Below are 23,460 nucleotides of genomic sequence, written 5' to 3'. Positions count from 1 at the left end.
GATCTCAACATATAAGATAAAAAATGAAATTGAACTCCGTTCACTTACCTTTATACTCATGAAACAGTCTATAATAACAATTACCGTACTTATCTTTACTTCCATTGTTTTTGCTCAAACTCAAACCATATCTGTTGTCAAAAGGTACATGCCAATACACATCTACAAAACTCAATTCAAGGAACCATTGACTAAAAATGATACGCTAAATTTCAGAATTATTGAGAATGATACTTTGGTATTGTTAGCAGATCAATCACTTCCCGAAGGCGTTAGAGTGCCTTATGAGCCAAAGGATTCTACATTTCTCTCTTATTATAGAAAGGTAGCCTTTCAACATAAGAATAACAGGTATAGCAATAAAACTGCAATGAAATATTGGAAAAATGACATCAATATCTTCTTTTCAGAAAGTGTTTCTCGAAAAACTAAAAAGGAGTTTATGTCCTTTGTGAAACAGATTGACAAGGCCGTGGATTCTTTACAAATTAAGACGGTAAAAAAGTTAGAAGATTCCAATTACGCCATCTATTATGCTGGTGATTATGAATACGAACCGCGAATGTATACTAATAAAAGGTCTGATTATTATATTTCTTGGAACCACAATAAGATTTATAGAGGTGCCCTACGGTTAGATAGAGATGAGCACTCAAGTGAAGACTTATTGCAATTTAAAATGCGAGAATTCTTCATCAAATCTCTTGGACATTTTAAATTTATCGGTGACTTTGACTGTGATAGTTATTTCTCCAATTGTTATTCACCGAATAAAAAGTTGACGGCTATGGATTTGGAACTTTTAAAGTATCACTATTCTTATGGAATATGTAAAGGGACTGACCTCAAAACTTTTGACGAACAGCACGCAAGAGCACAAGAAGTATTACAAAAAACGGGACAACGGATGTATTTTCTTCATCTTACCGGAGATGAAGCTGGTAAATAAAAACAACCTCATGAGATGAAGCGCTAATTTATCAATTTAACTGTAAAATAAAAGGAGCGAAAACGTATTAGTTTCACTCCTTAGTGTGGTTTAATCCTATGAAAATTGATTTATTTCACGATATCTTTTCCAAGCAGTTTTAAAGTGCCTTTTCGCTGAATCTTTCCAGTAGCAGTTTCCTTAAACTTCGGGGTTGCATAAATTTCTTTGGGAATTTCAAATTTTTCCAAGCCTTCAAATACCGTTTTGTCTATGGTGTTGGTTTCACCTTCCAAAACGAGAATTAATTTTTCTCCTAAGGTTTCATCCGGCTTAGATGCGATGATAAAGCGTTCTTTAATTTTACTCGCCAATTTGGCTTCTATTTGTTCTGGAAACAATTTCACCCCACCTGAGTTGATACTGTTATCCAAACGCCCAATCAGTTCAAATTCAGTATCTGAATGGAGTTTTACCACATCATTGGTCACTAAACGTTCTGACGCCACTTTTGGCGCATCAATTATCAGACAGCCTCTATCATCTTGAGAAATTGTCACCTCAGGAAATACCGTAAAATACTTCATTTTATGCTCACCATTCATCGCTTTAACCGCTACATGGCTCACCGTTTCCGTCATACCATAGGTAGCATATATTTTGGTATCCAACCCCTGAATAGCATCTTCTAAGGGCTGAGCGATGGATGCACCTCCAATGATCAAGGTTTTGATATTGTAGATATAATCCACCGTGTTTTTTAGTTGTAATGGAATCATGGCACTGAAATCATAAACTTGGCCATAATCAAACACAGGTTGTGAAGAAGGATCTACAAAATCGAGTTCCAGACCCAAAACCATGGCTCTCACTAACATCATTTTTCCGGCAATATAATGGGTGGGCAAACACAACAATGCTTTTTGTCCAGGTTCCATATTAAAATAATTTCCAGTGGCAATAGCCGAATTGACCATGGCCTGTTTACTGACTTTCATCAACTTTGGTTGACCGGTTGAACCTGATGTTCTTACGTTGATATGATCTTTGGTATCTAACCAATCCATAAGGAAGTCGCCCATTACTTTTTCATACGGCGCGCCTTCTTTAACCAAACTATAGGCCACTTCCTTAAGATCTTCAATATCATAGGAGTTCCCGTTTAATTTAAATTTAAAATGAATTTTATCGTATGTTGGCGTCATTTTTATATTTTTATTTATGATAATCTAAGCGTTAATCGCGAGCCAAGGTAAAAGTTTCTTAAGTAACCAAGGTGCGCTATGGCTAATAATTGTTACTTATTCACTACCAATGGTATCGATCTCTTCTAATACCTTATAATTTTCTTTAGGTGGTTCTATTACCTTACCGAATAATTTACCTTTCCAATCGGTCCAATTGTACATTTTTGAAAGAATAAAAAGGATGATTGGAAACATTACAAATACAGGTACTAGAACATCGGTGAAGCCTGCTACTGATGGATCTGACGTGTCTTTTAATATGGAATGGGTTTGAAACGCGGTCCAATCTGCAGTAACTAATAAAGCCGTAAATAAATTATTTGCGGCATGAAAACCCAAAGCCAATTCTAAACCATCATCCATCAAGGTCATAATTCCTAAAAACAATCCAGTCCCAATATAATATACCATAATAATGGGTCCGAGTTTGTCTACTTCAGGGTTGGCAATGTGCAATAATCCGAATACTACCGAAGTGAAAATTAATGGAACCACTTTGTATCGTGTAACAACACCAAGGCCTTGCATAATATAGCCTCTAAATAAATACTCTTCAAAACTCGTTTGTATCGGCACTAAAATAACCGCAATCACACAAAGGATTACAAAGGGTTGTAGGTTAAAATTAAAGACGTAATCTTCAGGAGACATCATATAATCTACTAGTACTAAACCAGTTGATAAAACCCCCCATCCAAAAAAGATAACCCAAAAGCGTTTCCAGTCTATTTTTGGTCGTGCAGTGGTCAGTGAAGTAAAGGTTTGTTTATGAAGCCATTTTACAGCGAGCAGTAAAAAAAGCAAGCCGCCGGCAAATGGTAGCAATATAAAGATGAGGTTTAAATTGGGTTCAAACAAACCCATGAGGTAGGCCGTATCGTCCATTTTAGACTGATCAAGGCTTCCACCTTCCATACTTTTGAGAAACACACCTAAGGCGTGCGGAACGGAAAACAGTACCAATCCGACAAGGGAAATAACGATTCCCAGAATATACCGCCACCAATCATGTAATCCTTTAAACGCTTGAGCTATGTACATATGTAATTATAAATTAATATTCCAATTAATGTTCTGATCGTATTTTAAGTGACCCCGTTCAACCACCAAGGAACTGGTAAAATTGTTGGTAAACAAACTTCCAGTGCCAAGACCTTGCGGTAGATTATTATTTAAAGTATAAGTCCATTGGGCAATCGCATTCAACCCAACGTTACTCTCTAACGCGCTGGTTATCCAATGGCCAATATTGTTTGAATTTGCAGCAGCAATCCACTCATTACTACCCTGAAATCCACCCACTAACGTTGGTTTTAAAATGATGTATTGAGGCTTTACGGTTTCTAGCAATTGATATTTGTCTGTAAGGTTAAAAATACCAATAAGCTCTTCATCCAAAGCAATAGGCAACGGCGTGCTTTCGCAAAGTTTAGCCATCTCCTCCACTTGCCCCTGTTTTATAGGTTGTTCAATGGAATGCAACTGATAGTCGGATAAACGCTTTAATTTTTCTAAGGCTTCTTCTGGTTTAAAAGCACCATTGGCATCTACACGTAATTCGATGTCTTTTGCGGAAAAATGTGTTCGGATAGATTTTAGAAGATCGAGTTCCGTTTGAAAATCGATAGCACCTATTTTAAGCTTGATGCAGTTAAATCCGGCATCAATTTTTGAAGTGATTTGCTCCTTCATAAAAGCTTCCGTTCCCATCCAGATCAATCCATTAATGGGAATAGACGCTTCACCTTTTGTAAATTCTGATGGAAATAACTCAAAAGGCGCGTCAGCCTCAAGATCTAAAAATGCCATTTCCAATCCAAATTGAATGCTTGGAAACTCTTTCAACTTTGAGAGCAACACTTTTTTTCCTAAAAAAATATTGTTACAAGTCCATTCTAGAACCAACTCAAAATCTGGCCGATCGTCAACAGACAGACCTTTAAACATGCCACATTCTCCAATACCTTTTTTACCGTCAGATTCTAATGTTATGAACCAGGTATCCTTGGTTTTCAGAACGCCACGGGAAGTGCCACTAGGTTGTTTGAAGTTGAGGGTGTATTTTTGGTAAGTCGCTGTCATATTCTTGTCAAAAATAGTCAAAAAATGTTGTATTTTTAAGAAATGAAAAGAATGAAAATGGGGTATTTCCATGAACTTCATTCTTTAGAAATAAACATCGTAATTTAATGACGCCCTGTATAAATACTCACTATTTAGAACTCATAAGTCCACATGCCTGAATTTCCAGATATCATTTTATATGCCATCCCTTTTTTTGTGATTTCTATTGGGTTGGAAATCTATGGCAGTATTAAAGATAACAAGATATCATACAACACTAAAGATGCATTAACTTCAATTACCATGGGATTGGGAAATACGATGTTAAGCTTATTAAGTAAAGGCGTGGTGTTGTTTGCATTTATGCTGATTTATGAAAACTTCCGAATTTTCACCATCCCATTTGCCTGGTGGAGTTTTATCCTATTGTTATTTGCAGATGATTTTGCCTATTATTGGTTTCATCGTATTTCTCATGAAAACAGATTATTTTGGGCCTCGCATGTAGTGCACCATTCCTCAGAACATTATAATTTAAGTACGGCGTTGCGTCAAACCTGGTCTGGCGGATTCTACACTTTTATATTTTGGTTATGGTTACCCTTAATTGGGTTTCACCCGGGAATGATCCTCTTACAAATGTCAGTGAGTTTACTCTATCAATTTTGGATTCATACCGAAGCAATTGACAAAATGCCAAAATGGTTTGAGGCCGTCATGAATACACCTTCACACCACCGTGTGCACCATGGTAGTAATCCGCTATATTTAGATAGAAATTATGCTGGAATCTTCATTATTTGGGATAAGTTGTTTGGTTCATTTCAACCAGAACTCAAAGAAGAAAAAGTAGTATATGGTTTAGTTACAAATATTGAAACTCACAACCCTATTAAGGTAGCATTCCATGAATGGATAGCCATGGGAAAGGATGTGTTTTCTGGTAAAAAATCATTGCGAGATCGTGTAAAATACATCGTAAAACCCCCAGGATGGAAACACGATGGCACCGGGAAATCAAGCGACGATTTACGGAGGGAATGGCGGTCTTCAGTTGGCAGTGCTCAGTCTGCAGTTGGCAGCGGGCAGTCCTCAGTTGGCAGTGGGCAGTCTTCAGTGGGTGAATGAGTTGTTTCACTTTATTAGCTCAATAATAGTTCTGTTATTCAATTTCAACTTCAACTTCAATTTCATCCATGAATTTCAACAATAAAGTGATCTGGATTACTGGCGCTTCCAGCGGTATTGGCAAAGCATTAGCTTTAGCATTATCTCAGCAGAATTGTCAATTGATATTATCTTCTAGACGTAAAGAAGCCCTAGAAGACGTCAAAAATCAATGTCAACGTTCAGAGCAGGTGGCCATTTTGCCATTCGATTTAGCAGATTATAAGGAGATGAAACCGTTTGTTGGCAAGGCCATTAAGCTTTTTGGTAAAATTGATATGCTTGTAAATAATGGTGGAATTAGTCAACGGTCGTTAGTGATCGATACAGATATTAGCGTGGACGAGAAATTGATGTCAGTGGATTATTTCGGACCTGTTGCCCTTTCGAAAGCTTTACTCCCTCATTTTGTAGATCGAAAAAGCGGCCATTTTGTGACAGTTAGTAGTGTAATGGGGAAATTCAGCAGTCCATATCGATCAGGATATTGTGGCGCTAAACATGCTTTACACGGTTTTTTTGATGCCTTAAGATTAGAACATGACAAAGACAATATTAAAGTGACCATGATTTGTCCGGGTTTTGTGAATACTGATGTTGCTAAAAATGCCTTAACTGGTGATGGTAGCACACAAAAATATCAGGATGAGGCTACAGAAAACGGTTTGCATGTAGATGAATTTGTAAAGCGCATGTTAAAAGCAATTGAGCACGAAAAGTTTGAAGCTTATATTGGAAAAAAGGAAATCTTAGGCGTGTACTTAAAACGATTTTTTCCTAAGGTCTTGCATTGGTATGTACTGAGAAGTACGGTGAGGTAAAAAGTTCTTAAAAATAAAATTTTTTAAAATTCGGAATTACTCTGCTTCATTTTACTCCAATGAAATTTTTCAGATAACTCATCAACGTTCATCAATCTCTTAAAAATGTTTTTTGAACTTCTGTTTTTGAGAAGAATTTCTAAATCATAGGTGTGATCATCTTTATCTATAATTTGTAAAAAATTCTTATTCCCATAAATGGAATGAGCGCTCCAACTCCCAAAACTTGAATATTTTAAAACAATAGCTTCTAGCTGATTAACCGGAATTATTTTAGTTATGTCACCTAATTTCACATGAATTGCATCGTTAGCAATTTCTAAAATACCGATTGATTTTGGCTTCAGAAAAGACTGTGCGATTAAATAATAAACACCATATAACAAAATCACTATAGATGCGTATTTTAAAATTAGGTTTAGATAGTGTCCAATTAAAAAAAAGCTATAAAAACCAGCCAATGCGTAATAAATTGAAAAAACAGTCCTAAAAGTCTTGCTATAGGTTTTTGTTTTAACAATTTCGGTGCTAAATCGGTCCATATTTATGGGATAATGAGATGTTAGTGAACACAGTAAAATTAAGCACTGAGATTTCTGAATACTTTTAAAGTTCAATATCCTCCCCAATCTCCAACAACATCAAATCTTTATTCTTATCAAAGAATTTGCGTTTTGCTTCTTCGTGATCAATTTCAATATAACCAAACGTATCGTAATGATAGCCCATAATTTTATCGCATTGGATAAAATCGCTAGCAATAATGGCATCATCAATCCCCATGGTAAAATTGTCGCCAATTGGAAGTATTGCCAAATCGAGCTTAACAAACATCGGTATGAGTTTCATATCCATCGTCAGGGCAGTATCGCCGGCAATATAAATAGTTTTACGTTCGCCTTCAATTACAAAACCGCCTGGTTGTCCGCCATACTTCCCGTCAGGAAAAGATGAAGTATGGATCGCATTGACATATTTTACATTCCCGAATTCAAAATCCCACGAGCCACCATGGTTCATTGGGTGCACCTCAAAACCCATCGCTTCAAAATGACTGGCGATTTCAAAATTGGAAACGATCATCGCATTGGTACGTTCAGCAATGGCTTCCACATCTAAAATATGATCTTGATGTGCATGGGTCAGTAAAATATAGTCGGCTTTTAAGGTGTTAATATCGATGTGTGCGGCCTTTTCATTAGCAGAAATAAATGGATCAACCAAGATGTTAACTTCATTAACCTCAATGCCTAAACAGGCGTGACCGTAATATGTAATTTTCATAAAGCTGGAAATTTGATGTCTTAATTTATAAATGACTTAAATATATTCAAAATTTTTGGTGTACCCTATCTGAGCCTAGTAAAAATGATAAGCTTTATAGCAGAAACCTAGCTTACTTTAATGATTACTTATAAAATATAGCCGATGCCCAACAACAAGGAAAAAAGGAAGGTTGAAAGCGCCAATACTTTTAATTGTGAATCAAAATCGGACGAATGCTCTGCCTTGCTAATTTTGATTATATGAATACTTAGTGGGATATAAGATAGTAAGAATAAAAAATTCCAAGGAGAGGTATAATACAAAATCGCAAAAACAAGCCCTAGCACCATGGATGCAATGACTAAAAATAAATGGTAGGTTTTCGTTTTGGCTTTGCCCAATTTTACTGCCATAGTAATTTTATTAGAAAGTGTATCTGATTCAATATCTCTAATATTATTCAGATTCAGTACTCCAACACTTAGTAACCCTACCGCAATTGCCGGTAGCGTGACGATATGATCCAATTGTTTAGCGAACAAAAAATAACTCCCCACCACGCTGACGAGTCCGAAGAACACGAATACAAAGAGATCGCCTAAACCGCGGTAGCCATAAGCTGAGTCGCCCATAGTATATTTTAGTGCAGCATAAACCGAAAGTCCACCTAAAACAAAAAAGAACAACGAATATAAAAAATAACCATGACCGAAGGCGAAATAAATAAGTAACACAGTTAAAAAAATGACAATGAGCACATTAATTTTTAGCCCTTCAAACATTTGTTCTGGGGTAATTTTACCACTCTGAATGGCACGCATTGGCCCTACCCTGTTTTCATTATCTGTACCTTTAACCCCATCGCCATAGTCATTGGCTAAGTTAGAAAGCACTTGCAATGCCACCGTAACCAATAAAGCTAAAACGAACACTAACGGATCGAAAAATCCATTGTAAGCCGCAAAACATCCCCCAATGATAATTCCTGAAATAGATAATGGCAGCGTCCGTAGTCTGAACGCCGATAACCAGAGTTTTAAATTGTTCATTCTATGTTTCTGATTGGATTATGGAATCCATTTTTTCTCGAAGTTCGGTTTCCGTTTTTCCAAAAAGGCGTTTCGACCTTCGGTAGCTTCATCCGTCATATAAGCCAAGCGAGTCGCTTCGCCTGCAAATACCTGCTGCCCTACCATGCCATCATCAGTCATGTTCATAGCGAATTTTAGCATTTTTATGGAGGTTGGCGATTTTGCCAATATTTCTTGCGCCCATTCGTAAGCCGTATCTTCTAAATCATCGTGCGGAATGACAGCATTGACCATGCCCATTTCAAAAGCTTCTTGAGCTGAATAGTTTCTTCCTAAGAAAAAGATTTCTCGCGCTTTTTTCTGCCCCACCATTTTTGCTAAATACGCTGAACCATAACCACCGTCAAAACTAGTTACGTCAGCATCAGTTTGCTTAAAAATAGCATGTTCTTTACTCGCCAAAGTTAAATCGCAAACCACGTGTAAACTATGGCCGCCACCAACTGCCCATCCCGAAACTACCGCAATAACTGCCTTAGGCATGAATCTGATCAGACGTTGGACTTCTAAAATATTTAAGCGGTGATAGCCATCTTCGCCTACATAGCCTTGATGTCCTCTCGCTTTTTGGTCGCCACCACTACAAAATGAATACACGCCATCTTTAGACGATGGCCCTTCAGCAGATAATAATACCACACCGATATTTACATCTTCATTAGCGTTGTAAAGCGCATCATAAAGTTCGCTAGTGGTTTTTGGTCTAAAAGCATTTCTGACGTCAGGTCTGTTGAACGCTATTCGGGCTACGCCGTTACATTTTTTATAGGTGATATCTTGGTATTCCTTTACAGTTTCCCATATAATTTGACTCATGTAATATGTGTTTATATAGATTAAATAAGGTAGATCCCGTCGTCCTTAATTTCTATTAATCGTTGTTTGTATAGTGTCCCGATAGCCTTTTTAAAGGTTTTCTTACTCATTTGTAAAACCGCTTTAATGTCTTCAGGATTTGATTTATCGGTCAAATTGATGTAGCCACCATTATCTTCCAACTCATACATAATAGCATCAGCATTAGGTTCAATCTTTCTATAGCCGATTTTCTCTAAGGTAATATCCAATTTATTATCAGGTCTGATTTTCTTAACCACACCTTTCATGCGGTCTCCAATACTCAATTCCTTATAAATATCATCTTGAAAGATCAGCCCGGCATGTTTATTATTTACAATAACGTTCATCCCAATTTCAGAAGGATGGGAAATAATCACATCAACTTCTTCAAATTGAGTTACCGTCAATTCTTTATTATCAAGAAAATGATTCGTTTTACTAGAAGCTGCTAAACGACCAGTTTTTTCATCTAAATAGCAATGCACCAAATACCAGCCACCAGCTTTCATTTTAAATGCTTGTTCTTTAAACGGACAGAACAATTCCTTAACCATGCCCCAATCTAAGAAAGCACCATGTCCGGTAACTTGATTACAGCGTAACATGGCAAATTCACCACGCGTGATGTAAGGTCTGTCCGTAACGGCAACAAGGCGTTCCTCGTTGTCTAAATACACAAATACTTCAATTTTTTCCCAAATTTGAAAGGTTTCGGGCACATATCTATTTGGCAGCAAGACTTCATTGCCTTCATTATCTGCAATATATAGGCCTTGCTCGGCTTCGCGTAGTATTTCTAGGGTGTTGAATTCTCCAATATGTATCATGCTGCAAAGGTAAGAATATTAGTGTTCATCCAATAAAAAAAAGCGATACAGTTCTGTGATTTCAGAGGTATCGCTTTAATTTAATAATGTTAAAAAATCTTATTTATAAACTGATTCTTTTTTAAAATGTGTAGCCAATAAATAATACACTACAGCTCTGTATTTATTTCTGTTGGATTTGCCGTAGGTTTCCATAACGGCAGCAATGCCTTTATCTAAATCTTCGCTATCTTTCAAACCCAATTTTTTGATCAAAAAGTTGTTTTTTACAGTTGCCAATTCAGCAGGGTCTGAACCAGAAACGGTTGCAGCATCTGCATTATAAATGGAAGGACCACAACCAATAACTACTTTGGTCAATAAGTCCATATCAGCGTTTACACCGCATTTTTCTTTCAAATCTGCCGCGTATTTTGTAATTAATTCATCTCTTTTGCTCATTTCTAAATTTTTATAGTTAATTATTTATCGAGTTTTCAAGATAATAAAATTTGATTTACTTCCATAATAATCTCCGAACTTATTCCTCTCCTATTTGACATGTTTAAAATAATTAAGCAGAATCTCGTCATTAGGCTGACCAGCAGTATTGATTTCGAGAATTTTTGGTTGATTACTTTCTTTAAAAAACAAAGGTAGCGCATTGGCCAGATCACTCTGGGTAGACACACGCTTGTATTTGAAATTGTACATTTCAGCTAAATGTTGTGCGGTTAAAGTATGTTTAGTTTCAAAAAAAGTATCAAAATTTTCCGTGTCTTTATGGCCCGGAAGAATTCTGAAAATACCCCCACCGCCATTATTGATGATGATAATTCTGAAGGATGCAGGAATATAATTGTTCCAAAGCGCATTGCTGTCATAGAAAAAACTTAAATCGCCAGTGACAAAGGTCGTCTGACGTTTGTGTGCCACCGCACAACCTATCGCGGTAGAAGTGCTGCCATCAATTCCGCTCGTCCCTCTATTACAAAACACTTCTATAGACTTATGGATGTCAAATAGCTGTGCATACCTAATGGCGGAGCTATTCCCAACCTGTAGAATGGTGTCGTTTGGCAAATTTTTAAATAGGATGTCAAAGGCCTTGAAATCAGAAAACGGTAAGTTTTCTACATAACTCAAATGCTTTTTAGCGCGGTCCAGCTTAATGCCTGTCCAATAGTTTTTATAAGAGGTTTTAACTTCCTTGGCTTTTGGCAAAAACTCACTAAAAAAGTAATTTGGAGTTTCCTTAATATGCTGCGTCAAACAGAAGAAGGTATCATAAGCTCTAGTTTCGCTGATATGCCAATGCTCTTTAGGTTGATACTCTCTCAAAAATGCTTTAATTTTTTTGGAAACAATCATCCCGCCAAACGTAATGAGAATTTCCGGTTGTAATTTTAAGAAATCATCCTTTTTTAATGGTGCAATTAGCTTATCAATACTTGTAATAAACGTACCATGATCGAGATTAGAGGTGGTTTCCGTCAGCACAATGACACTCTCGTCTTTTGCCAATGTGTTTAACCATTTTTGCTCTATTTGATTGGGCTCAAACTCCCCAACCAACACCATTTTACGCTTTGCTTTCCGCCAATCATTTAAACATTGATCCAAGATATAGGTATCCATTTTAGGCTCCTCTTTTTCAATGGGTATATTTTTTGGTGCTACTTTTAACGCATCTACCATCTCGTATAAGGGCTCATCAAAAGGCACATTGATATGTACCGGACCTTTTTTAAAGACCGCCTTATTCAGCGCGTCATTTAACTCCTGCTCATTATGTTTTTGGATATCTTTTTGCAGACCTAATAAACGTTCCAACTTATCTTCAATATTTTTAAAAATAGGAATGTCCTCTGACACAGGAATATTCAGTTCATCTTTCAAATCCAACTTTAAGTTGGCCGAATGCAAGATGTGGTTTTCAAAAACATTTTTCTGATTGATGGTTTGCCCGTCACCAATATTTTGAAGATGTTTTGGACGATCTGCTGAAAGGACAATCAACGGAATTTCACTGTAAAATGCCTCAGCGACGGCTGGATAATAATTCAGCAAAGCGCTGCCTGAAGTGCAGACTACCGCTACCGGCAATTTAATTTGTTGTGCAATCCCTAATGCGAAAAAAGCTGCGCAACGCTCATCGACAATACTGTAGCATTTAAAAAACGGATCGTTGGAAAAACCAATGGTCAGCGGAGCGTTTCTACTTCCGGGAGAAATTACTATATGCTTAATGTTTTTTGCTTTACAAAGCTGGATTACAGTTTGAGCAAGGGGAATTTTAGGATATTTCATTCATAACTTATCTTGTCACAAAAATACAAAATTAGGACAGCTAAATAGGCTTTATCGATTTGAAAAAATTAAGAATTGGTTTATCACAGAATTGGAAAATTTATATTTGAAATTCCGGATTGTACTGTAGGAAAAACAGCTAAGCAATATTAGTTATAGGTAGAACCTAAAAAATCACCCGCTTTATTATTTGAGATTTATGCACGGTCTCCTCCCATTCTGACACAGGGTCAGAATCTTTAGTAATGCCACCACCAACATAAAGATTTACCTTAGAATCCTTGAGTTGCATGCACCTCAAATTCACGTATAAATTTGACACCACTTTTGAAACACCATAAGCGTTATTTTCTACATTGCGTCGGTTGGTGTTTCGGGTTTTGGTTTCTTTCAGATTTAATTCACCTAGAAATCCTGCATAAAATTCTCGCGGATATCCTTCATTTGCAATGATAAAATCTTTGGCTTTATCCTTTGGAAATCCACAGACTGCTGGAGTGGGATGCAAAGCCTCTAAAATAGGTTTCAAAGCTTTTGTACCGGGTGCTAATTGCAGTGCGATGTCCGTCTTTAAATGCAATAAATTTCCTGCCCTGACTGTATGTTGCGAAGACACCTCCATCTTTAAATTAGATGTAGCATCGCCCATAGAATTTCGCAACTGTGCTACAATGAAGTCAGTGACAATTTGCTGTTCTTCCCGCTCTTTGTCTTTCCAAATCACATCAGTTTCACCTTTAAAAGGCTGAGTCCCTGCAAGCGCCATGGTATTGAGTCGGTTTCCACGAATTTTTACTAAAGTTTCTGGCGTTGCGCCTAACCATAATCCTACTTTCGGGTGGTACCAACAATATACAAATGCTGTGGGGTAGGTATTTAATAACCGTTCAAAAATAGGAATGGGATCAGCATGGGTTGTCTCTACAGTTTCTCGTCTAGAAAGCACCACTTTTTTAAATTGGTCCTGTTTGATAGCTGCAATTCCCTTTTGAACAAGATTTACATGAAATTCCCTTTGGTCAGTATTCATGGGAGTGACTACAATGGCATACTCGGCGCTATCCGATGCTACAAAATTATGGGTCAGTAATGCTGTATTTTCAAACGGAATTAGAAAAGATTCCCGTTGCGAATCAAAAGGCGCAAATACAAAACCACTTTCGGTAAAGTCCCTGCTGCAATGTAGGGCATCATCTTTTTGAAGCCAACCTTTTACTGTGGAAGTATCTGGCTTTTTATAGGCTACAAACGGCAGTTGCAGATCCCATTGTGCCTTAAGCTGCTCAAAAAAATGATCTGAAAGCATCTTATTTATTTTTTGGTAAACTGATGGTAGTCAATCTACAAATAGACACTAAATTATCGTGATCGTCCGTAATTCTGATATCTAAAAGTTGAGTAGTGCGCCCCTTATGAAGGAAAGTTGCTTTAGCATAGACATGACCGTCCTTAACCGATTTCAAATGATTAGCCGTAATTTCAAGTCCGCGTACAAATAAATGTTCTGTATCAAGAAATATATGCGAAGCGAAACTCCCAACACTTTCGGCTAAAGCTGCCGTGGCACCACCATGTAGCACGCCATCTGGTTGGTAAACCCTAGAGTTAACTGGCATTTTAGCAACTAAAAAATCGGAACCATAATCCACCATTTCAATATTTAAAGTTTCCATTAGGGTGTTTTTACTGGCCGCATTTGCTTTTGCCAACACGTCTGCTTTAGTTAATTGCATGAATTTTCTGTTTATGATTTACCAAAAGTAAAGGTACAAAACAATATGAGATGTGACCAAAATTACCATGAATGCTCACAGCCGTTTATGGAAATGCACAATTTTTATGATTCTATTTTCTTCTGATTACCTTTACATTTAAAATATTAAGCAACATGACGTCAAACGAAAAAGAAATTACATACCAAACTACAAACACCTACTCTACTTTACATACGTTATCGGATAAAACCAAGAACGTTTGGTTTGTATGTCATGGTATGGGCTATTTAAGCCGTTATTTTCTAAACTATTTTAACGATTTAAATTCTGATGAAAATTATATCATAGCCCCACAAGCGCAAAGTAAATATTATACGCCACCAAAATTTAAACATGTCGGCGCAAGTTGGTTAACTAAAGAACATACTATAAAAGAAACAGAAAATGTCCTTCGTTATTTCGACGCCGTTTTTGAGGCAGAAGCTATCTACTCAGATTTAAATCTAATTGTTTTAGGATATTCCCAAGGTGTTTCAGTAGCCTTAAGATATATTGCAAAAAGACAATTAAATTGTGCTCAAATTGTAATGATGTCGGGTGGCATCCCTAAAGAACTTAGTGCTACAGATTTTCAATTTTTAAATTCAAATACCAAAGTTTCTTTAATCTACGGAACTTCTGATGAATATCTGGATGAAGACCGCCTCGTCTCTGAAAAAAATAGAGCTTTTGAATTATTTGGACATTGCGATTTAAAAATCACTCCTTTTGACGGTGGACATGTGGTGAATAAAAATTTCATTACCAAATTAGCTGGTGGCATATAAATTTACAAACTCTAATGTCATGAGTGTTTTTTAAAAGTTAAGAGTTAAATCATCTCCCAAACTTAAAAAATTCTGAAAGCTCATGCGTTTCGCCTTTGAGCATTGCAGACACCATAGCCATGCCAATGGCAGAAAATGTAATGCCGTTACCACCAAATCCTAAAACAAAATAGGCGTTTTTAAAGTCGGGATGTTTTCCAATATATGGAAGGCCATCTTTTGTTTCTCCAAAAGTTCCAGCCCAACCAAAATCCACTCTAAAATTGTAATTAGGAAGTATTTTATGGACGACCTTTTCCAATTTATCAGATTTCTTTTTGAGCAATGAATCGCGTTTATTAGCATCGACAAAATCTTCATCTTCGCCCCCCATTAATAACCGATTATCATCAGTGGTCCGCATATAGTTATAAGGTTCAGATGTATTCCAAAAAAGGGTGTTCTTTAGGTGCGATTGTTCTGTTTTATTCTGTTCACCCACAATAGCGTAGGTTGATAGAAGATTAACTATTTTCTCAGGAATAATATCGACGCTTTCAAAACCATTGCAAAAAATTACTTTTTTGGCTGTAATAGTATTCCCATATTCTGTGGTGATAACCACGTCACTTTTGCGATATTTAATAGAATCAACATCTGTTTTATCGAAAATTTGCAAGCCTTTTTTATGATTGTAGCCCATAACATCATGTGCCATTTGAAAAGCATCAATACTACCACCTTGGTCTGACAAAATACCCCCATAGGCGTGTTCTAGTTGATATGCTTTTTTAATTTCTTCTGGTTCTAACCATTTTACCGGAAATCCGTGTTTTTGACGCGCTTCGAATTCCTTTTTTAGCCAGGACACATCTTTCTTTCTAGAAGTAAAATACAGCGACTCTTTTTTTGTAAAACCGCAAGAGGATTTAATAGTTTTAGAAAGGTCTCCCAACTGATCAATAGAATCATAGCAGGTTTTATAGCTAAGCACAGCACCTTTTTCACCAATCAAATGAATGAGCTCGTATAAAGGTTTATCAATTTCATATTGCAGCATAGAGGTTGTAGCAGAGGTACTGCCGTGGCACACTTCCCTTTTATCAATCAGCACTGTTTTATAACCATCGGCTATACATTGATGGGCAATTAAACTGCCGGTAATCCCTGCTCCAACAATAACAATATCCGTTTCAATATCCTGATCTAAAGATGGATAAGAATTAATAATTCCGTTTTTAACTAACCAAAAGGGTTCTGAAGATGTTAAGCGCATAGCGATGTGTTTTGGATGACAAAATTAGTCCTTATCACTCTATCATATCCTCAAAATATTAACGCAAAACCAATATTTTAAACCGTTAAATTATGAATAATTGTTTTAAGGGGCAGAATTGCGGTAGTGTGTTCGATACTAGGACCGGCAACCCAAACTGTTTTATAAGTGGCTTCTTTGGCCGCTTTTTCAGTGGCTTTCATCCCAATTGAAAAACGAATCATTTTTACCCATTTTTTAAGCTTTTTGTTTTTATTCAATACCGTTTCCAACCACGATTCCTTGGTTCCAATTTTCTGAACGTAAGGAGTATTGATTACCGTGCAAGGTGTTCCGGAGATGCGTTGGGTCATGACAATATCATCCGCGCCATAATCTACACAAGCTTGTTTATACTCATCCGTCACCCCTGCTTCTACTGAGGCAATAAACGGACTGCCAATAGATACGCCATCTGCACCATAGGCTAACATTTGGTCTAGATCGGCTTTAGTACCTACGCCGCCCGCAGAAATTATGGGGATATTACAGTTGGTTTTTAAAAGTTCTATAAAATCTTTTGGAGCGATCTCACCACGATGTCCGCCAGCTTCATTATTAACTGCAATAATTGCATCAGCACCCAAGGCTTCCACTTTTTTGGCGAATTTCAGATCAGTAACATCGCAAAATACCTTAATGCCTGATTGATGTGCTTGTTTGATTGTTTCTTCCGGACTTCCCAAAGATGTAATGATAAAATCACAGCCTTCTTCACACAGCACGCGCAACTGCTCTTTGTATTTAAGATTCGATTTATTGACGATTAAATTAAATCCAAAAGAACCGCCTTCCACTTTGGCCGCTTTCAACTCGTGTATAGCCGTTTTTAATTCAGGTAAGGTTCTGTAATTTAAAGCAGGAATGCACCCAGCAATGCCCCCTTTCATGGCTTCAATGACCATGGCCGTATTGGATACCAAAAACATTGGTGCCTGAATTATTGGATATTTTATGTTGAGAAGTTGATTTAGTCTTGACATGTATAAGCTTGAATTTTCACAAATATAACAATTATTATGCATGCATAGTATTTCAAAATAAGTTTAAGATAACTTATTGAATTCAAATTATTTACGTAATTTTGATAGCTTTTCTAAAACTTCCCCTTCTTACTAACGGCTGCTTGCAAATTTTTTCAAAATGGACGCAGACCAAAATAATTCAGATTTTTATGTCGACCTTTTAAAAAACAATTCAATATTCGAAACCACTACTCAACAATCACTTGAAAATTTGGTAGCTAGTTGCAATTTGAAACATTTTATTAAAGGGACGCATACTATTGATAAAGAAAATAATCTCTACAAATTTCACTTTATCATCAAGGGAAAAATTAAAGTCTACAATCTTAATGAGTGCGACAAGCATTTTACGTTATTCATACTTTCAAAAAATGATATTTTTGATGTCTTTTCTTTAATTAACACCGTACAACATAATGTGTGTTATGACATTTTGGAAGATTTACAATTGTTGGTTATCTCAACAGATGTGATGCGGGAATGGTTAAAGAACAACCCAGAGACGCTCAGTGCTTTTTTTCAATATACTATGGAGAAGTTTAAATTGCTGGAATCGCAGCTTTTAGATGTGGGCACCAATACTATTACTGCACGGGTGGCTAACTTATTGTTGCAACATTATAATAAAGAAACCAAGCGCATAGAAAATATTGACAACTTACCGCACGATGAGTTGGCACAACTGATAGGCACTTCCAGAGCAGTCATCAATCGGCATATTCAGCGCTTAAAAAAAGAAGGCATTATAGACGTCAGCCGGAAACACATCAAAATTCTTAATGTTAAGTTACTGGAAGCACAGAGCCAGACCCGAGATCCATTTTCCTAAAGTCATATATTTTATCATTGCTGTCCGATAAAGAATCAAGACCGCTGCGCTGTTAGAATAAAGAATTAAGACTTGTTTGCAACTAACTGACAAACAACGATCATTTAAATTAAAATCGCACATTCCCTCTCGGTAGAAACAGTTTCTAAAATGTAAGGTCTCATTTCGGATATCTATTAATGTCCCTTAGTTTAAATGAGTTTGTTAATTTATTATTATTGGACACTAATGATATTTTTTAAAAGAAGTGTTAAAAAGCACGGAATGCTATTAGAGTAGCAAAACCCTCTCTAACAATCCATTACCTTTACCATATTAAACTTCCCCACACAACCAAATCAAAAAAATTCCCTAGTATTATTTTCAATAGCCATTATAAAATTCAGTTAGTAAGCACACTTTTTTGTGACCTTGCTACTACACCATAATGCCCTAATTCTGCAGTGAACTGTTAACGGAATACAGTTAATCTTTGAGTAGCTTTGAGATGGACTGGAATTTGGAAACTACCTGCTTCTAAAAACAATATATTATGAAAACTTTAATGATTGGTCTCTGTCTAGGTCTGACCAGCCTAATGTACTCCCAAAATTTTACTAAAATGGCAAATGATGCCAATCCGGGTAATGAAGTGGCACTAAAAGAAGTTGTTGTTTCCTCTCTTAAAAACGCACATTATTTCAATTTAGTAAATGATCCTACTGCGCCTAGCCAGGCCAAACATTTAGAATATGAAGTTGGTAAATATGATATTAAAAGTGCTACTGTATATTCTAAAAACATCAACAATTACGAAGTAAAATTCGAATCTAACTACGGAAGTATTTTAGCGTCATTTAGTGGCGAAGGTGAATTATTAAATTCTAATGAGAAATTTGAAGGCATTCGATTACCGGAAGTCGTCAGAATATCACTTAGAGATACCTATCCAGATTGGAGACTTAATACTACTGAATATCGGGTAAAATACAATTTGAATAAAGATATTAAACGATTGTATGAAGTACAACTGATAAAAGATGGTCAGAAAATGAACTTAAAAGTAGATTGTAACGGTCTTATTTTAAATCCGAAAAATCTTTGAGAACAGCGCATTTACAAGTTGTTAGAAACTAGAAACGCAACCTTAAAAAAGGTTGCGTTTTATATGTAAAATAAACTTAAGTGAACCCAATTACATCGGGATTACTTCACTTCTTCAAAGTCTACGTCTTCAACATCATTGCCTTCGTTAGACTGTCCGCCTTCAGCTCCTGCATAAGGTCCTGGTTGTGCACCACCCTGAGCATCTGCTTGTGCTTTGTACATTTCTTCACTAGCAACTTTCCAAGCTTCATTGATTTACTCAAGAGCTGGATCAATTACTGCGATATCCTTAGATTCGAAAGCTGTTTTCAATTCTTCTAACGCTTCTTCAATCGGTTTTTTCTTATCGTCAGATAATTTATCACCAAATTCTTTTAATTGACTTTCTGTTTGGAAAATCATAGCATCAGCAGCATTTAATTTTTCTGCTTTCTCTTTCGCTAATTTATCACTTTCAGCATTTGCTTCAGCATCAGCTCTCATGCGTTTGATTTCTTCTTCAGTTAATCTAGAAGACGTCTCAATACGAATGTCTTGTGTTTTTCCTGTAGCTTTATCTCCAGCGTGAATGATACCATAGGCATCAATATCAAACATTACTTCAATTTGTGGTGTTCCACATTTTGATGGTGGAATTAAAACTGGGATCCCTTTTTTCATTGCCTCGATAACCATTGAGGCATTGACACCAAGAGTATTAGTGCTTGAATGATTTGATGTATATTATTGAGAAGTTCGGTAAGTTTAATTCGCATATTTAAAGTATTATAATTCATTAATATACTAATTATTATACATGCATAAAAAATAGCTTCCCCGTCGGAATTTCAGCATCTTGCGTTGCTGTAGCCTATTATAAGAGAGTTATTATAAAATATAATGTTTTAAAAATTTCCTTATTTATGTTAAGTTTATAATTTAAAATCATTAGTGTCCGGTAAAAATAAAAAATAACTTAACAAACCCATTTAAAGCAAGAGACATTACGAGATTCTCAATATAACACCTTGCTTTTCAGAAGCTATTTTTACCGAGAGTGACTGGGTGATTTTAATTTACATGATCGTTGTTTGTTAGTTAGTTGCAAGCAAGTCTTTGTTCTTGATTCTAGAAGCGCAGCGGTCTTGATTCTTTATCGGACAACAATGATTTAAAATATAAGTGTCCTAATGAAAACAACTGTGAAATTTAATGAATATACTCTTATAAAAGAGCCCTATATTGTTTGATTGTCTTTTATATTATTTAAAATAACACCTTCTGCATTACTTAATTATATCATAATGCAATGGACAATTTAATTAACCACTGAACATTAAATAGCAATCTCCATTTAATAACATAAATCAATAAAAAACTGCCCCGAAAGGCAGCTTTTATCAATAATTCAGATCGTTAAAACAATTCTTTAACGTCTATTTGTAGAAATAATTTTTTTAACGACACTTCCTTGATTGCTTGTTACTTTCACAAATAATAGCCTATCAAGATATTTGACTAAGTTTACATTCACCTCAGAGATCGAACCTTTCTTATAGTTTTTGTCATGGATGGTTTTAATTAAGATTCCATTCAAATCCCTAATTTCAATTCGAACATCAGTGTCAAAATTATAAGAATATTTAACATTAATCTCATTTATAAATGGATTAGGCGACACGGAGATGTTTTGATTTTTTATGTCTTGAAGCACCGCAGGATCTGTTTCGATAATTGATTCTTTCGCTAATACAGGTATAGAGCTTGAGCTGCAACTCACGCCGTGAAGTATGACATAAAATGGTGCTGTTATCGGCACTGGACCTATTTGATAAGTAGACACATAATTGCCACCTAAATCTGGATTAATATTATATTGTCCTGGAGCAACAGTAATTTTGCCATTTTTTCTTGGATATTTCTCCTTACCTATATATACATGTATTTCACTCAATACGTACCCTGGATTCATATTATAAGTAACTGTAACCTGTCCACCGCTATAAACTACAGTAGCAGTTCCCGCTAAAATACCCTTTGAGATATCGCATTGCGCTGCTCCTTCATATAAATTAAACGAATATGTACCCTCACCTGAAATTAGGTTTGTCCAACCCCAACGGTTATTTGGAATCTGATCTTGGAGAAAACATGATGAATAATTTGAATTATAACCAAAAACGGTTTCACACTGCATACAATCATCAACCATCACTGTAGTCTCACAAGTGGTTTTACATCCATTCTTATCTGTTACAACCACAGAATGCGGGCCTGGACCAAGAGCTACGGCTGTAGCTAAAGTTTCTCCATTATCCCAAACATATGAATATGGAGCGGTTCCACCCGTTGCAACAACGGTCGCACTTCCATCTGCACCCTCAGCACAAGTGTCATTGTTGTTAATTGTTATTGAACAACTTAAGCTATTCGGTTGGTTTAAGGTTACACTACAGGTAGTTTTACACCCTTTAGCATCAGTGACTTCAATTGTGTATAAAACATTGGCTGATAACCCACTGAATGTGCCACTCGCTTGAGAAATGCCACCATTTAAACTGTAGGAATATGGTGTGGTGCCTCCACTTCCAGCCGATGTTAAGGAGCCATCTGATCCACCATTACAACTTGGGTCAGTACTACTTGAGATAGAACAACTTAAGCTATTCGGTTGAGTTAAAGTTTTACTACAGGTGGATTTACAACCTTTAGCATCAGTGACTTCAATTGTGTATAAAACATTGGCTGATAATCCACTGAACGTACCATCAGCTTGGGAAGTGCCACCATTTAGACTGTAAGAGTATGGAGCGGTACCTCCACTTCCTACCGAAGTCAATGAACCATCAGATCCACCATTACAACTTGGGTCAGTACTACTTGAGATAGAACAGGAAGGTTTAGGATTTACGGTGACTCTTAATAATGCTCTCTCACTCTCACATCCTCGGTCCGTACTTTGAGAAACGTAAAAATCATAAACACCTGCAACACTTGTATTTGGTGTTGGTGCAGTGGTATCTCCCGTAGAATCAATTATAGAATCGTACCATAATAAATTTGATCCCGTAGCACTTAATTGCGAGGCGATCTCTCCCATACAGTATTCCATTGGACTTGTTACAGGAGCGCTTGGAATTCCGCCAAACTCATCCATTACGAAATCTTGAAGTGCTGCGTTAATGGATTGAGAATTTCTAGTTTCTACCATAAATGTTGTAAAACATTTGTCACTTATAGCGCTTAAATTCACAAATCCTTCAAAAAAGGCACCAGTGTGATAGTTATTAGGTGAAGGCGTCCCTACGCTAGGTACGTTTTTCCCTTGATAGGTCCACATATCGCCATTCACAAGTCCTCCATTACGTGAGGCATCAAATGGACCTTCACTAGGAATTACAATTGGTATTGTGTTTACATGTGCATTCGTGGTTGTTCTTTCAAATTTTAAAGGGCCACCGGGAACATCACCTATCCAAGTATAGATTAATAAATCTGAATTACCCCCTCCATTTGTAAAATTACTTAATACTAAAATGTCACCTACTGTGTGTGTTCCAGAGAAAGTGCCATCCGGATTTCTTGACACCCTATTTTGAAAGAACCAAAATCCAATTGACGCATCACCATTAATTGCCGTTCTATCGCTAAAAAAGTATAAAGTTTCACCAATTAGGGCAGCTCCCGCATTGGAAATGTCACCTTTATCATTGGTATTCCCAAATTCCCAACCCCAGTCAGCAATATAATCGGGATCTTGAGAACCTTGAGTAAATTGAGTGTCATTAGACGAATTGGCATCTCTAGAAAATGATTTTGCCGAATTAGATGCATCATTTAAGACAGGCACCCAATCACCAATTAAGTTGTCAAAAATATTAATTTGAGCAGTAAGCTCATTTGACATAACACATAAAAGCATAAAGAAGGTAAAGCCTATTATGCGATTACAAAATGTCGAAGAACAATTCCCGAAGGATATTGCATTTTTAGTAGAAATCCCTTTTCTACTAGAAATAGTAAAGTTTTTAGATAACATCACATCATTGTTTTAACTTAATAATAAATCAGTTTTTATAACAATATGTAAGTTGCTGAAGTTTAAAAGTAACAGTTTAGATACTTAAAAATCAGTTTTCAAAATTCTAGGCAGATAATAAAGGCT

At 36.4% G+C, this 23,460-nt stretch carries 21 protein-coding genes and 1 pseudogene; 6 read left to right on the top strand and 16 right to left on the bottom strand.

Annotated features, from left to right (window positions below):
- Positions 1-148 precede the first annotated feature (148 nt).
- Complete coding sequence (locus ES711_RS02870; RefSeq protein WP_146889643.1) at positions 149-949, top strand: hypothetical protein; 801 nt, start codon at positions 149-151, stop codon at positions 947-949.
- Positions 950-1,059: 110 nt separating this feature from the next.
- On the opposite strand, the gene ES711_RS02865 is transcribed toward ES711_RS02870, so the two are convergent.
- From ES711_RS02865 to menC, 3 genes are all read right to left on the bottom strand, one after another.
- Positions 1,060-2,133 carry an AMP-binding protein gene (locus ES711_RS02865; RefSeq protein WP_146889640.1) on the bottom strand — a complete coding sequence of 358 codons (1,074 nt, stop codon included), beginning with the start codon at positions 2,131-2,133 and terminating at the stop codon, positions 1,060-1,062.
- Positions 2,134-2,229: 96 nt separating this feature from the next.
- Positions 2,230-3,216 carry a CPBP family intramembrane glutamic endopeptidase gene (locus ES711_RS02860; RefSeq protein WP_146889638.1) on the bottom strand — a complete coding sequence of 329 codons (987 nt, stop codon included), beginning with the start codon at positions 3,214-3,216 and terminating at the stop codon, positions 2,230-2,232.
- A 6-nt stretch (positions 3,217-3,222) separates the two neighbouring features.
- Complete coding sequence (menC, locus tag ES711_RS02855) at positions 3,223-4,257, bottom strand: o-succinylbenzoate synthase (protein WP_146889931.1); 1,035 nt, start codon at positions 4,255-4,257, stop codon at positions 3,223-3,225.
- 153 nt (positions 4,258-4,410) lie between these two features.
- Here menC and ES711_RS02850 point away from each other — a divergent pair, with 153 nt between their 5' ends.
- Both ES711_RS02850 and ES711_RS02845 read left to right on the top strand, forming a co-directional pair.
- Entirely contained in the window at positions 4,411-5,367 is a 957-nt protein-coding gene (locus tag ES711_RS02850; RefSeq protein ID WP_146889635.1) for a sterol desaturase family protein, read from the top strand.
- A 68-nt stretch (positions 5,368-5,435) separates the two neighbouring features.
- Positions 5,436-6,227: an SDR family oxidoreductase gene (locus ES711_RS02845; RefSeq protein ID WP_146889633.1), complete on the top strand. Its 792-nt coding sequence runs from the start codon at positions 5,436-5,438 to the stop codon at positions 6,225-6,227.
- 23 nt (positions 6,228-6,250) lie between these two features.
- Here the strand turns inward: ES711_RS02845 and ES711_RS02840 are convergent, their stop codons facing one another.
- The 9 genes from ES711_RS02840 to ES711_RS02800 form a co-directional block, all read right to left on the bottom strand.
- Entirely contained in the window at positions 6,251-6,688 is a 438-nt protein-coding gene (locus tag ES711_RS02840; RefSeq protein WP_146889630.1) for a hypothetical protein, read from the bottom strand.
- Positions 6,689-6,833: 145 nt separating this feature from the next.
- Positions 6,834-7,511 carry a metal-dependent hydrolase gene (locus tag ES711_RS02835; RefSeq protein WP_146889626.1) on the bottom strand — a complete coding sequence of 226 codons (678 nt, stop codon included), beginning with the start codon at positions 7,509-7,511 and terminating at the stop codon, positions 6,834-6,836.
- A 128-nt stretch (positions 7,512-7,639) separates the two neighbouring features.
- Positions 7,640-8,542: a 1,4-dihydroxy-2-naphthoate octaprenyltransferase gene (gene menA / locus ES711_RS02830; RefSeq protein ID WP_146889623.1), complete on the bottom strand. Its 903-nt coding sequence runs from the start codon at positions 8,540-8,542 to the stop codon at positions 7,640-7,642.
- An 18-nt stretch (positions 8,543-8,560) separates the two neighbouring features.
- Positions 8,561-9,400, bottom strand: coding sequence for a 1,4-dihydroxy-2-naphthoyl-CoA synthase (locus ES711_RS02825; RefSeq protein WP_146889620.1), 840 nt, complete (start codon positions 9,398-9,400; stop codon positions 8,561-8,563).
- Between the two features lie 20 nt (positions 9,401-9,420).
- Positions 9,421-10,251 (bottom strand): CvfB family protein, encoded by an 831-nt coding sequence (locus ES711_RS02820; RefSeq protein WP_146889618.1) that lies wholly within the window; start codon positions 10,249-10,251, stop codon positions 9,421-9,423.
- Between the two features lie 99 nt (positions 10,252-10,350).
- Complete coding sequence (locus ES711_RS02815) at positions 10,351-10,692, bottom strand: DUF2853 family protein (protein ID WP_146889615.1); 342 nt, start codon at positions 10,690-10,692, stop codon at positions 10,351-10,353.
- Positions 10,693-10,782: 90 nt separating this feature from the next.
- Positions 10,783-12,540 carry a 2-succinyl-5-enolpyruvyl-6-hydroxy-3-cyclohexene-1-carboxylate synthase gene (gene menD, locus ES711_RS02810; RefSeq protein ID WP_146889612.1) on the bottom strand — a complete coding sequence of 586 codons (1,758 nt, stop codon included), beginning with the start codon at positions 12,538-12,540 and terminating at the stop codon, positions 10,783-10,785.
- 166 nt (positions 12,541-12,706) lie between these two features.
- Positions 12,707-13,846: a chorismate-binding protein gene (locus tag ES711_RS02805; RefSeq protein WP_146889610.1), complete on the bottom strand. Its 1,140-nt coding sequence runs from the start codon at positions 13,844-13,846 to the stop codon at positions 12,707-12,709.
- A gap of 1 nt (position 13,847) precedes the next feature.
- A complete protein-coding gene (locus tag ES711_RS02800) occupies positions 13,848-14,273 on the bottom strand; it encodes a PaaI family thioesterase (RefSeq protein WP_146889607.1) in 426 nt (141 codons plus the stop codon).
- A 155-nt stretch (positions 14,274-14,428) separates the two neighbouring features.
- On the opposite strand from ES711_RS02800, the gene ES711_RS02795 reads away from it, so the two are divergent.
- Positions 14,429-15,082: an alpha/beta hydrolase gene (locus ES711_RS02795; protein ID WP_146889604.1), complete on the top strand. Its 654-nt coding sequence runs from the start codon at positions 14,429-14,431 to the stop codon at positions 15,080-15,082.
- A 49-nt stretch (positions 15,083-15,131) separates the two neighbouring features.
- On the opposite strand, the gene ES711_RS02790 is transcribed toward ES711_RS02795, so the two are convergent.
- Both ES711_RS02790 and ES711_RS02785 read right to left on the bottom strand, forming a co-directional pair.
- Positions 15,132-16,337, bottom strand: a complete 1,206-nt coding sequence (locus ES711_RS02790) for an NAD(P)/FAD-dependent oxidoreductase (RefSeq protein ID WP_146889602.1) — start codon at positions 16,335-16,337, stop codon at positions 15,132-15,134.
- Between the two features lie 77 nt (positions 16,338-16,414).
- Positions 16,415-17,410 carry an NAD(P)H-dependent flavin oxidoreductase gene (locus ES711_RS02785; protein WP_317129853.1) on the bottom strand — a complete coding sequence of 332 codons (996 nt, stop codon included), beginning with the start codon at positions 17,408-17,410 and terminating at the stop codon, positions 16,415-16,417.
- Between the two features lie 109 nt (positions 17,411-17,519).
- On the opposite strand from ES711_RS02785, the gene ES711_RS02780 reads away from it, so the two are divergent.
- Positions 17,520-18,230: a Crp/Fnr family transcriptional regulator gene (locus tag ES711_RS02780; RefSeq protein WP_146889596.1), complete on the top strand. Its 711-nt coding sequence runs from the start codon at positions 17,520-17,522 to the stop codon at positions 18,228-18,230.
- Between the two features lie 532 nt (positions 18,231-18,762).
- Positions 18,763-19,314 (top strand): hypothetical protein, encoded by a 552-nt coding sequence (locus tag ES711_RS02775; protein ID WP_146889593.1) that lies wholly within the window; start codon positions 18,763-18,765, stop codon positions 19,312-19,314.
- A gap of 101 nt (positions 19,315-19,415) precedes the next feature.
- Here the strand turns inward: ES711_RS02775 and ES711_RS02770 are convergent.
- Positions 19,416-19,952: pseudogene (locus tag ES711_RS02770) on the bottom strand (Hsp70 family protein); the annotation flags it as partial.
- A 772-nt stretch (positions 19,953-20,724) separates the two neighbouring features.
- Positions 20,725-23,202, bottom strand: a complete 2,478-nt coding sequence (locus ES711_RS02765) for an Ig-like domain-containing protein (RefSeq protein WP_170245227.1) — start codon at positions 23,200-23,202, stop codon at positions 20,725-20,727.
- Positions 23,203-23,460: the final 258 nt, after the last annotated feature.

This window comes from Gelidibacter salicanalis (assembly GCF_007997285.1).
GTDB classification, from domain to species: Bacteria; Bacteroidota; Bacteroidia; order Flavobacteriales; family Flavobacteriaceae; genus Gelidibacter; species Gelidibacter salicanalis.
Note: the sequence above shows the minus strand (reverse complement) of the source record. Positions and strands in the feature narration are given on the sequence as shown.

What these genes read in the sequence shown, in the direction of transcription:
- ES711_RS02870 (WP_146889643.1), top strand. Translation starts at nt 149, where the DNA reads ATGCCAATACACATCTACAAAACTCAATTCAAGGAACCATTGACTAAA.
- ES711_RS02865 (WP_146889640.1), bottom strand. Translation starts at nt 2,133, where the DNA reads ATGACGCCAACATACGATAAAATTCATTTTAAATTTAAATTAAACGGG.
- ES711_RS02860 (WP_146889638.1), bottom strand. Translation starts at nt 3,216, where the DNA reads ATGTACATAGCTCAAGCGTTTAAAGGATTACATGATTGGTGGCGGTAT.
- menC (WP_146889931.1), bottom strand. Translation starts at nt 4,257, where the DNA reads ATGACAGCGACTTACCAAAAATACACCCTCAACTTCAAACAACCTAGT.
- ES711_RS02850 (WP_146889635.1), top strand. Translation starts at nt 4,411, where the DNA reads ATGCCTGAATTTCCAGATATCATTTTATATGCCATCCCTTTTTTTGTG.
- ES711_RS02845 (WP_146889633.1), top strand. Translation starts at nt 5,436, where the DNA reads ATGAATTTCAACAATAAAGTGATCTGGATTACTGGCGCTTCCAGCGGT.
- ES711_RS02835 (WP_146889626.1), bottom strand. Translation starts at nt 7,511, where the DNA reads ATGAAAATTACATATTACGGTCACGCCTGTTTAGGCATTGAGGTTAAT.
- menA (WP_146889623.1), bottom strand. Translation starts at nt 8,542, where the DNA reads ATGAACAATTTAAAACTCTGGTTATCGGCGTTCAGACTACGGACGCTG.
- ES711_RS02825 (WP_146889620.1), bottom strand. Translation starts at nt 9,400, where the DNA reads ATGAGTCAAATTATATGGGAAACTGTAAAGGAATACCAAGATATCACC.
- ES711_RS02820 (WP_146889618.1), bottom strand. Translation starts at nt 10,251, where the DNA reads ATGATACATATTGGAGAATTCAACACCCTAGAAATACTACGCGAAGCC.
- ES711_RS02815 (WP_146889615.1), bottom strand. Translation starts at nt 10,692, where the DNA reads ATGAGCAAAAGAGATGAATTAATTACAAAATACGCGGCAGATTTGAAA.
- menD (WP_146889612.1), bottom strand. Translation starts at nt 12,540, where the DNA reads ATGAAATATCCTAAAATTCCCCTTGCTCAAACTGTAATCCAGCTTTGT.
- ES711_RS02805 (WP_146889610.1), bottom strand. Translation starts at nt 13,846, where the DNA reads ATGCTTTCAGATCATTTTTTTGAGCAGCTTAAGGCACAATGGGATCTG.
- ES711_RS02800 (WP_146889607.1), bottom strand. Translation starts at nt 14,273, where the DNA reads ATGCAATTAACTAAAGCAGACGTGTTGGCAAAAGCAAATGCGGCCAGT.
- ES711_RS02795 (WP_146889604.1), top strand. Translation starts at nt 14,429, where the DNA reads ATGACGTCAAACGAAAAAGAAATTACATACCAAACTACAAACACCTAC.
- ES711_RS02790 (WP_146889602.1), bottom strand. Translation starts at nt 16,337, where the DNA reads ATGCGCTTAACATCTTCAGAACCCTTTTGGTTAGTTAAAAACGGAATT.
- ES711_RS02780 (WP_146889596.1), top strand. Translation starts at nt 17,520, where the DNA reads ATGGACGCAGACCAAAATAATTCAGATTTTTATGTCGACCTTTTAAAA.
- ES711_RS02775 (WP_146889593.1), top strand. Translation starts at nt 18,763, where the DNA reads ATGAAAACTTTAATGATTGGTCTCTGTCTAGGTCTGACCAGCCTAATG.
- ES711_RS02765 (WP_170245227.1), bottom strand. Translation starts at nt 23,202, where the DNA reads ATGTCAAATGAGCTTACTGCTCAAATTAATATTTTTGACAACTTAATT.